Source organism: Stenotrophomonas sp. 01N47 (genome assembly GCF_056399165.1).
The window spans coordinates 39,831-49,542 of record NZ_JBFTQU010000018.1 but is presented as its reverse complement, the minus strand read 5'-3'; the positions used below and the strand labels follow the sequence as shown (position 1 = coordinate 49,542).

Genomic DNA, 9,712 nt, shown 5'->3' with positions numbered 1-9,712 from the left:
GGCCGGCAACTGCGGTGCCCTGTGGTTGCCGGCCAGCGGCCGGCACTACCGGAGTTTCCTGTGGTTGCCGGCCAGCGGCCGGCACTACCGGGGTTTCCTGAGGTTGCCGGCCAGCGGCCGCCACTACCGAATTTCCTGAGATTGCCGGCCAGCGACCGGCACTACCGGAGTTTCCTGTGGTTGCCGGCCAGCGGCCGGCACTACCGAATTTCCTGGGGTTGCCGGCCAGCGGCCGGCACTACCGGTCATGGGGCGGTTACGGGGTGACCGTCTCCACCACTTCCAGGCCGTACCCGGCCAGGCCGATCTGGCGGCGCGGGGTGCCCAGCACGCGCAGCTTGCCCAGGCCCAGGTCGGACAGGATCTGCGCGCCTGCACCGTTGCGGCGCCACTGGCTCACGTCCTTGTCTTTGCCCGGGACCACCGGCGCCGGCTGCTGGCGCAGGCGGGCCAGCAGGGCTTCACCGTCGCGCGGGGCCTGCAGCACCACCATCACGCCGGCGCCTTCGGCATCGATGGCCCGCAGGGCATCGGTCGCGGCCACGCCGAAATCGTCACGGCGCCAGTGCAGCAGGTCGGCCAGCGGGTTTTCCACCTGCACCCGCACCAGGGTCGGGGTGTCGGCATCCGGGGTGCCACGCACCAGCGCGAAATGCAGGTCGTGCGCGATGCGGTCGCGGTAGGTAACCAGCTTGAACGGGCCGAATTCGGTGTCGATCTCGCGCTCGTCCACGCGTTCGACCGTCTTTTCGGTGGCCAGGCGGTAGGCGATCAGGTCGGCGATGGAGCCCATCTTCAGGCCGTGCTCGCGGGCGAACACTTCCAGCTCCGGGCGGCGCGCCATGCTGCCGTCCGGGTTGAGGATCTCCACCAGCACGCCGGCCGGCTCCAGGCCCGCCAGCATTGCCAGGTCCACGGCTGCTTCGGTGTGGCCGGCACGGGTCAGCACGCCACCCGGCTGGGCGATCAGCGGGAAGATGTGGCCCGGCTGGTGCAGGTCGGCCGGCTTGGCATTGGGCTTCACCGCGGTGCGGATGGTGTGCGCGCGGTCGTGGGCGGAAATGCCGGTGGTGACGCCTTCAGCCGCTTCGATGCTGACGGTGAAGTTGGTCTGGAACTGCGCGGTATTGGCCTGCACCATCGGCGCCAGGCCGAGGTCCGCAGCGCGCGTGCGGTTCAACGGCAGGCACACCAGGCCGCGGCCGTGGGTGACCATGAAGTTGATGTCGCTGGCCTTGACCAACTCGGCGGCCATGATCAGGTCGCCTTCGTTCTCGCGGTCTTCGTCATCGACGATGACGACCATGCGGCCCAGGCGGATGTCTTCCAGGATCTCGGGGATGGGGGCGAAGTTCATGGGGTATCTCCCTGTGGGTGCAGACCGTTGGTCGGCACACTGATCAGGCGTTCCACATAACGAGCGACCAGATCGATTTCAAGATTGATCGCGCTGCCCACGCCGGTGGCCGAGAACGCGGTATTGGCCACGGTGTGCGGGATCAGTGCCACTTCAAAGCCTTCGTCATCCACTTCGTTGACGGTGAGGCTGACGCCGTCCACGCAGATGGAGCCCTTCTTGGCGATGTAGCGGCGCAGCGCGGCCGGCGCGGCGAAACGCCAACGCTGGGCACGGGCATCTTCGTGGATGGACAGCACCTGGCCGAGGCCATCAACGTGGCCGCTGACCAGGTGGCCGCCAAGGCGGTCGGTCGGGCGCATGGCACGTTCGAGGTTGATGACTGCACCTTCGGCCAGCTGGCCCAGCGTGGTCAGGCCCAGGGTCTCGGTGGACGCATCGGCCTGGAAGCTGCCGGCATCGAACGCGATGACGGTGAGGCAGACGCCGTTGATGGCGATGCTCTCGCCCATCTGCACGTTGTCGAACGGCAGGTTGCCGACATTGAAGGTGAAGCGGACATCGCCGCCGATGGATTCGCGTGCGGCCAGACGGCCGACGCCTTCGATGATTCCAGTAAACAAGTAACGTTCTCCGCGAAAAGTGAGCGAAAAACGCCGCAAGGCAAACAGGCGGGCGCAGGGCCGCAAAGGCCCTGTGGCACCGTCTTCTTTCATCCGGACTATGACCGTCGGCTCCGGCATTGGACCGGATCTGCTGACCCCCGACGGTAAGGCCGGGGCGCTCGCGGGCTCGTGCTTGCGCACCTACCGCCGGTGGGGAATTGCACCCCGCCCTGAAGACGTTTGTGTACCGGCGAACCGGCCCGCCAAGTGTAACAGCCCGGGCTGAACGGGGTCGGATGCCCCCGGGGGTCGGATCCCTTTCCCCAGGAAAGGGCCCTGACCCCACCCGGGCGCGTCCGAGCCTGTGACGGCCGTCGCTCGCATTTCGTAAAACTTTCATTAAAATCGGCGGTCGGACGACATGAGGTCGCCACGGACTGCCGCACAGGTGGGCCGCCAATGGACTGAAATTCACAGGAATTCCCATGCGCAAGATCCTGATCGTGGCCGCCCTGCTGGCCGCTGCCCCGTTCTCGGCCTCCGCCGACGCCCTGAGCTACACCTACGTCGAAGGCGGCTGGACCCAGGTCAAGACCGACGACGACGTGTTCAACGACCCGAAGGTTGATGGTGGCTACGTGCGCGGTTCGATCGCGCTGGCCGAGCAGGTGCACGTGTTCGGCGGCTGGAACTACGGCAGCAAGTCGTACGACTACGACTACGGCTCGATGAAGCTCAAGCTGAACCAGCCGGAGCTGGGCATCGGTTACCACATGCCCTTCAGCGACCGCGTCGACTACACCGCCGACATCGCCTGGGTCCGCCAGCAGGCTGAAATCACCGTCAAGGACGTGGACTACGGCCGCTTCAGCGTTAAGGACCACACCAACCTGGTGCGCGCCACCATGGGCCTGCGTGGCAAGCCTTCGCGCATGACCGAAGCCTGGATCAAGGCCGGTTACATGGACGGTGGCAACGAGTTCAAGGGCACCTGGGTCGGTACCCTCGGTGGCCAGATCAACTTCACCCGTACCTGGGGTCTGGTCGGCGAGATCTCCGGCTACCGCGACGTCACCCAGTACTCGGCCGGCGTGCGCGCCAGCTTCTGATTGCCCGATCCTCGTCGTGTGATCGAACGGGTCCCGCAAGGGGCCCGTTTTTTGTTGGCCGCCACGCGCAATGCGCTTGGCTGCGGCACGCCATCGAATGCAATGACAATTGCGCTAGGCTTGCCGCCCTCTGGAACAGGAACACCGTCATGAAGACCCCGATCCGCGGCCTGCTGGCCACCGCACTGCTGTGCGCCCCCTTGTTCGCCGCGGCCGCCCCGGCGCAGCTGACGCCCGAACAGACCTTCGATCTGTACGCACGCGCATTGCTGGAAGACGATGCCGCCGCCACGCGCACGCTCAACGACGCATTGAAGCCGGCCTTCGACGGCCAGGACTCGGTAACGCCGGTGCCGGGCATGATGGCCCAGGCCCTGGCCGAGCCGTGGCAGACGGTGCTGGCCGTGGCTGGAGTGAAGGGCGATCCTGCAGCGGCGGAAGCGATGTACACCAAGGCGCTGAAGGCCTCGCAGTGCCGTGCCACGCGCAGCACGGTGGAAGACAACGAATTCGTGGACGACCAGAAGATCGCCAAGGTTGATTTCAGCTGCCAGCTGGCCGACCTGGGCAGCGTACAGCCGTTGTTCCTGGCCAGCCTGACGGGTGAGGACAAGGCTCCGCGCGCGCGCTTCACCGAGGCCTATACCCAGGCCCTGCAGAGTGGCCCGCGCAAGGCCGTGACCGGCACCCTCACCCTGTACACCGCCAAGGACAAGGGCTACTGGTACAGCAGCAACTTCGATGATCTGGTGGGCCCGGTGCTGGATGCGCTGGCGCCGTTCGATGGCTGGATGCAGGACGTTGAAGCAGCCAAGGCACCGAAGGTGACCGGCGTGCCGGCCTGCGATCTGCTGCTGCAGCAGCACCGCAGCTGCGTGGCGAAGATCGCACCGGACCAGATCAGCGGTGTGGATGCGATGACCGAAGAGTTGAAGGCCAAGACGCAGGTGATGTCGGCCGAGGAAATGACGCAGGAGTGCAAGGCACTGCGTCCGATGGCCGAGATGATGTGGACCGATGCGTGCGCGTGAGTTCACTGCGCTGAAGCGACTGGGGCTGGCTGCATTGCTGGCCCCGGTTGCGGTACTGGCGGCGCCGCCTGTGCCGACGCCCGGACACGTGTTCGAGCTGTACGCACAGGTGATCGTGCACGGCGATACCGCGGCCCAGGCCGAGCTGGGCCGCTATCTGGGTACAGCCAAGGGCCCGGCGATCGCGGCGGCGCTGGCGAGCGTAAGTCATCTCGAGCAAGCGCCTGAAATGGCCGATTGGCCGCAGGCCGCCGCGGCCCTGCGCAGGCGCCAGACATCGGTGCGTTGCAGTGTCAACAGCGTGCATCATCCGCAGGCAGACATCGCCGATGTTGACTACCGTTGCCACCTGCCGGACCTGACGGCCCTGCTGCCCGTCTATCGTGCGCATCCGGTGCCATTCAACGGACCACATCCACCGCAGATGTCGAGCGAACTGGCCACGGCGTATACGCAGATGATCGCGACGGCACCGGACCGGGAGAGGATCATCACCGTGTCCTTCGAGCGCGATCATGACGGTGGCGCTTGGCGCGTACAGAACCCCTCGCCGCTGATGGGCGGGCTGGCCGATGCGTTCCTGCCATTCTTCGAGTGGAACGAGCACCCGCCTGGCGAGGATCGTTGAACTGAAAAAGGGGACGGAGGGGATTACGGCGTTTTTGCCACAAACGACGTAATCCCCTCCGTCCCCTTCTTCATGGCCGCAGCAGCAACCGCAGATCCTCACCCACCTGGCGCTGGTCGACCACATGCAATCGACGCTGCTGGTCCATCACGTCGATGCCGAGGTCGGCCAGCAACGGACGGCCGCTGTCGCCCAGCAGTGTTGGCGCCTGGTACATCAGCAGTTCGTCCACCCAGCCACCACGCACCAGTGCGCCGGCCAGCGTTGCACCGGCTTCGGTGTGCACTTCGTTGATGCCGCGCTCGGCCAGCAGTGCCAACACCGCGCCCAGATCAAGGCGGCCGTGGCGGACGGCTACGCTGGCAAAGGCCGCGTCGGCGGCGTCGGGTGGGCTGATCATTGCATCGTGCAGGTACAGCGTGGGCGCCCCACCCTCGCGCACACGGCTGCATTCCAGCGAGCGCAGGCGCGAATCGAGGACGACGCGCAGTGGCGGCATGACTTCAGTGTCAGCCAAGCGCACGGTCAGCATCGGGTCGTCGGCGAGCACGGTGTCGGCGCCGGTGAGGATCGCGCCAGCGCGCGCGCGCCAGTGCTGCACATCTTCGCGCGCGGCGGGGCCGGTGATCCACTTCGAATTGCCGTCGGCCATCGCGGTGCGGCCATCGAGGCTGGCGGCCAGTTTCACCCGCAGCCACGGACGACCGCGTTCCACGCGCGACAGGAATCCCTTGTTGAGCTCGCGCGCCTGCGCGGCCATCAAGCCCTCGGCGACCTCGATGCCGGCGTCGCGCAGCAGGTCGAAACCACCGCCATCGACTTTCGGGAACGGGTCGCGCATCGCAGCAACAACGCGCGACACGCCGGCATCGATCAGTGCCAATGCGCAGGGTGGCGTGCGTCCGTAATGCGCGCACGGTTCCAGGGTAACGTAGGCGGTAGCACCACGCGCTTCGGTGCCGGCTTCGCGCAGGGCGAACACTTCGGCGTGCGGACCGCCAGCGCACTGGTGCCAGCCCTGCCCGACCACGCGCTCGCCATGGGCGACCACACAGCCGACCATCGGATTGGGACGGGTGGTATAGGCACCCCGTTCGGCAAGCCGCAATGCGGCCGCCATGTGCAGGTGGTCAAGGACGGTGAACGATGTGCTCATGCCGCCATGGTACCGCCGTCAGCATGGTGCCAACCAAGGGCCCAGTAGATCCACGCCATGCGTGGATGGGCAGCACGGCTCCAACCGAGGTTGGCAGAGCCCAGTAGATCCACGCCATGCGTGGATGGGCGACACGGCGCCAACCAAGGTTGGCAGCTACCGATGCAGAGGCCGTCAGCCCTTCTTTTTCTTGGTCAGGGCAATCACATCGCCCAGCAGCTGCAGCTGTTCGGTGCTCGACGGCAGATCACGTTCGAGCTTCTCGATCTCCTCGCGGAAATCGGCCACGTCTTCGAAGCTGCGGTAGACCGAAGCGAAACGCACGTAACCAACATGGTCGAGCTTGCGCAGTTCGTTCATCACGAACTCGCCAACCTTGATCGAGGGCACTTCGCGTTCGCCGCTGATGCGCAGCTGATGCACCACCGCGCGTACCGCGGCTTCAATCTTCTCTTCGGGCACCGCACGCTTCTGCAGCGCGCGGTCGAAGCCGGCGCGGACCTTGCGGGCATCGAAGGCTTCGCGGGTGCCATCGCTCTTGACGATGGCCGGCAGCTTCAGTTCAACGGTTTCCAGCGTACTGAAGCGTTCGTTGCACGCCTCGCACTCACGCCGACGGCGAATCGTCGCGCCGTCTTCGGAGACGCGCGAGTCGATGACCCGTGTATCGGCATGCTGGCAGAAGGGGCAATGCATTGAACGCCTGGCTCAGGGGAAATACCTGCTGCCACGGTCGTGGTAGCGTCGCAACGGTACCTGAGAAGGGGTTTTGCAGCAAATGCAGGCGGCAATCAGCCTTGTCCGGCAAGGCCCGGAGCGCGACGCAGCCACACCAGATGCGCAGCCGGCACCAGCAGCGGCACGCCCAGTATCAGGTAGCCCAGTACCTGCCAGGGGCTGCCGGCAAACAAGCTGAAAAGCACCACGCCGATCACCGCCAGCGCCGCCATCGCGCCCAGCGCCAAACCGATCCAGGGAATAGGGGCGGTGTGCCGCAGGCCATCGCGCCCCCGCTTCAAGTAGCGGATGCTGAGCCACAACCAGGCCAGCAACCCGATCACCCCCGCCAGCGCCCACAGCAACAGCACCGCGCCTTCGTCGCCGCGCATCAGGCCGTGGCGGGTCAGGAAGGTGTAGATGCCGAAGCCGGCGACGCCGCCACCGGCCACCAGTGCAGGCAACCCCAGCAGCAGGCATTGGGCGATATACAGGCGTTTGTGCAGGCGCTCATCCATGCGTTCGAATCTCCTTGCAGGTCGCTCGCTTCAAGCGCGAGGTCGCAGCCACAACAGCATGCCAGCCGGGACCAGCAGCGAAGGCCCCATCAGCAGCAGACCGAAGCCTTCGCTGCCATGGGTGATGCCCAGCCACAGCCCTATACCCAACAGCGGCAGCGCAGCCAGCATGCCAAGCAGCAGCGCGCCCCACTGCACCCGGCTGCGGGTGCGTAGTGCGCTGCGTCCTCCGAACAAGTATCCACAGCTGAGATCAAGCCAGGCGAGGCAGCCGGCGAGGCCAACCAGGCCCCACACCAGCATCAATGCCTGCCCGGGCAGGTTGACGGTGCCGTCGGCGAGTGAAAGCACGCTTCCCGCCATGCCCACCACCGCCATCGCGCCACCGAACAGCACGCTGGGTGCGCCCAACGGCACAGCCAAGGCTGCATAGAGATACTTGAGGCGGCGCTCATCCATGCGCGGGTACTCCGGTGCCGGGGTCAGAGCCCTTCCCGCAGGGAAGGGATCCGACCCCAGTGCCCGATCAACCGTAGACCGGGTACTTGCGGCACTGCGCGCTGACCGCGTCGCGCACGCGGGCAATGACGGCTTCATCGGCCGGGGCGTCGAGCACGTCGGCGATCCAGTTGGCCAGGTCCACGCAGTCCTGCTCGGTGTAGCCACGGGTGGTCACGGCCGGGGTGCCCAGGCGCAGGCCCGAGGTCACGAACGGCGAACGCGGGTCGTTCGGCACCGAGTTCTTGTTGACGGTGATATGGGCCTTGCCCAGCGCAGCTTCCGCGTCCTTGCCGGACACGTCCTTGCCGATCATGTCGACCAGCATCAGGTGGTTCTGGGTGCCACCGGAGACGATCTTGTAGCCGCGTGCGATGAGCGTGTTGGCCATCGCCTGCGCGTTCTTCACCACCTGCTGCTGGTAGGTCTTGAAGCCCGGCTCCAGCGCTTCCTTGAAGGCCACGGCCTTGCCGGCGATGACGTGCATCAGCGGACCGCCCTGGATGCCCGGGAACACGATCGACTGCAGCTTCTTGACCAGGTCTTCGTCGGCGCCCTTGGCGACGATGATGCCGCCGCGCGGGCCGCGCAGGGTCTTGTGGGTGGTCGAGGTGACCACGTGCGCGTGTTCCAGCGGGCTCGGGTAGACGCCAGCAGCAACCAGGCCGGCGACGTGGGCCATGTCGACGAACAGGTAGGCACCGACCTTGTCGGCGATGGCGCGGAAGCGCGCCCAGTCGATCACCTGCGAGTAGGCCGAGAAGCCGGCAACGACCATCTTCGGCTTGTGCTCCAGGGCCAGGCGCTCGACTTCGTCGTAATCGATCAGGCCCTGGTCGTTGACGCCGTACTGCACAGCGTTGAACAGCTTGCCCGAGGCATTGACCTTGGCGCCGTGGGTGAGGTGGCCGCCGTGGGCCAGGCTCATGCCGAGGATGGTGTCACCCGGCTGCAGCAGCGCGAAGTACACGGCCTGGTTGGCCTGCGAGCCGCTGTGCGGCTGCACGTTGGCATAGTCCGCGTCGAACAGCTGCTTGAGGCGGTCGATCGCCAGCTGTTCGGCGATGTCCACGTATTCGCAGCCACCGTAGTAGCGCTTGCCCGGGTAGCCTTCGGCGTACTTGTTGGTCAGCTGGCTGCCCTGGGCTTCCATCACCGCCGGGCTGGTGTAGTTCTCGCTGGCGATCAGCTCGACGTGGTCTTCCTGGCGCTGGGTCTCAGCGGCGATGGCCTTGGCCAGTTCGGGATCGTAGGTTTCGATGCGGACGTCACGCGGGAACATCGGGTACTCCAGCAGGCGGGGAAAGGGGTACGGCTCAGCCCTTGATTGTAGCCCCGCCCCGGCCTGCTGGGGCCGAAACGACCGGGGCCGGATTCGACGAACGAATCCGGCCCCGTATGGTGTTGAATGGCGTTGTGGGGTCAGAGCCCTTTCCTGCGGAAAGGGATCCGACCCCGGCGCTGCATCAACGGTTGTTGATGATGTAGTCGGCAATGATGCCGGTTGCCACGGCCACCAGCAGCATGTTGCCGCGGTCGTCGCGGATCCAGTGGTGGCCGTACGGCGGGCGGCGCAGCTGGTAGCGCGGGTAGTCGTTCACCACGTAGATCGGGCCACGGTAGTAATCGCGATAGCGGTGGCCGCGCTGCCAGCCATAGCCATAGCCGGGCCGGTAGCCCGGGCTGTAGACCACCCGCGGCGGCGGCGGTGCCGGGCGGTAATAGCCGTGGTCGTAGCGGCGGTCGTGGCGGTAGTCACGGCGCGCTTCGCGGCGGTCGCGTTCCCAGTCGCGACGGTCGTGGCGCCACTCGCGGCGATCTTCTCGCCATTCACGGCGGTCGCGGTCGCGACCACGGTGGTCGTTGTCGGCGAAGGCCGGGGCGATGGCGCCCAACGCCAGTACAGAGGCCACGGCGCCGGCCATGAGTCGATGGATGTGCATGGGAGACCTCTGCTGGGTGGGTGGTGAGCCCATATTGCGCATTCGATCTGAACCGTTTCCGGCTGGAAACGCTTCCCGCTGCGGGACTGTGACGGCCCATTCAGTCCTCGGCCAGCCCCGGGCGCTGCGGACGGCGCGGGGCGTAAGCGG

At 66.4% G+C, this 9,712-nt stretch carries 11 protein-coding genes and 1 riboswitch; of the genes, 3 read left to right on the top strand and 8 right to left on the bottom strand.

Going from position 1 to position 9,712, the window contains the following annotated elements; genetic code table 11:
- Positions 1 to 256: 256 nt before the first annotated feature.
- Positions 257 to 1,357, bottom strand: a complete 1,101-nt coding sequence (gene ribB / locus AC1DKR_RS20865) for a 3,4-dihydroxy-2-butanone-4-phosphate synthase (RefSeq protein WP_478035019.1) — start codon at positions 1,355 to 1,357, stop codon at positions 257 to 259.
- Positions 1,354 to 1,980, bottom strand: coding sequence for a riboflavin synthase (locus AC1DKR_RS20860; protein ID WP_478035017.1), 627 nt, complete (start codon positions 1,978 to 1,980; stop codon positions 1,354 to 1,356). Before AC1DKR_RS20860 ends, ribB begins: the two co-directional genes overlap by 4 nt.
- A 77-nt stretch (positions 1,981 to 2,057) precedes the next feature.
- Positions 2,058 to 2,204: riboswitch (FMN riboswitch) on the bottom strand.
- Between the two features lie 243 nt (positions 2,205 to 2,447).
- Between AC1DKR_RS20860 and AC1DKR_RS20855 the strand changes: the two genes are divergently transcribed.
- From AC1DKR_RS20855 to AC1DKR_RS20845, 3 genes are all read left to right on the top strand, one after another.
- Complete coding sequence (locus AC1DKR_RS20855; protein WP_132825968.1) at positions 2,448 to 3,071, top strand: outer membrane beta-barrel protein; 624 nt, start codon at positions 2,448 to 2,450, stop codon at positions 3,069 to 3,071.
- Between the two features lie 149 nt (positions 3,072 to 3,220).
- Positions 3,221 to 4,102 carry a hypothetical protein gene (locus AC1DKR_RS20850; protein ID WP_336024640.1) on the top strand — a complete coding sequence of 294 codons (882 nt, stop codon included), beginning with the start codon at positions 3,221 to 3,223 and terminating at the stop codon, positions 4,100 to 4,102.
- Positions 4,089 to 4,730 carry a hypothetical protein gene (locus AC1DKR_RS20845; protein WP_478035014.1) on the top strand — a complete coding sequence of 214 codons (642 nt, stop codon included), beginning with the start codon at positions 4,089 to 4,091 and terminating at the stop codon, positions 4,728 to 4,730. The genes AC1DKR_RS20850 and AC1DKR_RS20845 overlap by 14 nt, the downstream gene beginning before the upstream one ends.
- A 70-nt stretch (positions 4,731 to 4,800) precedes the next feature.
- On the opposite strand, the gene ribD is transcribed toward AC1DKR_RS20845, so the two are convergent.
- The 6 genes from ribD to AC1DKR_RS20815 all read right to left on the bottom strand — a co-directional run bounded on the left by ribD (position 4,801) and on the right by AC1DKR_RS20815 (position 9,562).
- Positions 4,801 to 5,886 (bottom strand): bifunctional diaminohydroxyphosphoribosylaminopyrimidine deaminase/5-amino-6-(5-phosphoribosylamino)uracil reductase RibD, encoded by a 1,086-nt coding sequence (gene ribD, locus AC1DKR_RS20840; protein WP_478035012.1) that lies wholly within the window; start codon positions 5,884 to 5,886, stop codon positions 4,801 to 4,803.
- Positions 5,887 to 6,060: 174 nt separating this feature from the next.
- Positions 6,061 to 6,582 (bottom strand): transcriptional regulator NrdR, encoded by a 522-nt coding sequence (gene nrdR, locus AC1DKR_RS20835; protein WP_025876654.1) that lies wholly within the window; start codon positions 6,580 to 6,582, stop codon positions 6,061 to 6,063.
- A gap of 95 nt (positions 6,583 to 6,677) precedes the next feature.
- Positions 6,678 to 7,121, bottom strand: a complete 444-nt coding sequence (locus AC1DKR_RS20830; protein ID WP_478035007.1) for a hypothetical protein — start codon at positions 7,119 to 7,121, stop codon at positions 6,678 to 6,680.
- Positions 7,122 to 7,151: 30 nt separating this feature from the next.
- Positions 7,152 to 7,580: a hypothetical protein gene (locus AC1DKR_RS20825; RefSeq protein ID WP_049469471.1), complete on the bottom strand. Its 429-nt coding sequence runs from the start codon at positions 7,578 to 7,580 to the stop codon at positions 7,152 to 7,154.
- A gap of 67 nt (positions 7,581 to 7,647) precedes the next feature.
- Positions 7,648 to 8,901, bottom strand: a complete 1,254-nt coding sequence (glyA, locus tag AC1DKR_RS20820; protein WP_223494218.1) for a serine hydroxymethyltransferase — start codon at positions 8,899 to 8,901, stop codon at positions 7,648 to 7,650.
- Between the two features lie 184 nt (positions 8,902 to 9,085).
- The gene (locus AC1DKR_RS20815) at positions 9,086 to 9,562 is read right to left on the bottom strand and encodes an RcnB family protein (protein WP_312785966.1); all 477 of its coding nucleotides are present in this window, start codon (positions 9,560 to 9,562) and stop codon (positions 9,086 to 9,088) included.
- Between the last annotated feature and the right edge of the window lie 150 nt (positions 9,563 to 9,712).

Bases quoted from the DNA above. Each gene is read 5' to 3' on its own strand.
- ribB (WP_478035019.1), bottom strand. From the start codon at position 1,357: ATGAACTTCGCCCCCATCCCCGAGATCCTGGAAGACATCCGCCTGGGC.
- AC1DKR_RS20855 (WP_132825968.1), top strand. From the start codon at position 2,448: ATGCGCAAGATCCTGATCGTGGCCGCCCTGCTGGCCGCTGCCCCGTTC.
- AC1DKR_RS20850 (WP_336024640.1), top strand. From the start codon at position 3,221: ATGAAGACCCCGATCCGCGGCCTGCTGGCCACCGCACTGCTGTGCGCC.
- AC1DKR_RS20845 (WP_478035014.1), top strand. From the start codon at position 4,089: ATGCGTGCGCGTGAGTTCACTGCGCTGAAGCGACTGGGGCTGGCTGCA.
- ribD (WP_478035012.1), bottom strand. From the start codon at position 5,886: ATGAGCACATCGTTCACCGTCCTTGACCACCTGCACATGGCGGCCGCA.
- nrdR (WP_025876654.1), bottom strand. From the start codon at position 6,582: ATGCATTGCCCCTTCTGCCAGCATGCCGATACACGGGTCATCGACTCG.
- AC1DKR_RS20830 (WP_478035007.1), bottom strand. From the start codon at position 7,121: ATGGATGAGCGCCTGCACAAACGCCTGTATATCGCCCAATGCCTGCTG.
- AC1DKR_RS20825 (WP_049469471.1), bottom strand. From the start codon at position 7,580: ATGGATGAGCGCCGCCTCAAGTATCTCTATGCAGCCTTGGCTGTGCCG.
- glyA (WP_223494218.1), bottom strand. From the start codon at position 8,901: ATGTTCCCGCGTGACGTCCGCATCGAAACCTACGATCCCGAACTGGCC.
- AC1DKR_RS20815 (WP_312785966.1), bottom strand. From the start codon at position 9,562: ATGCACATCCATCGACTCATGGCCGGCGCCGTGGCCTCTGTACTGGCG.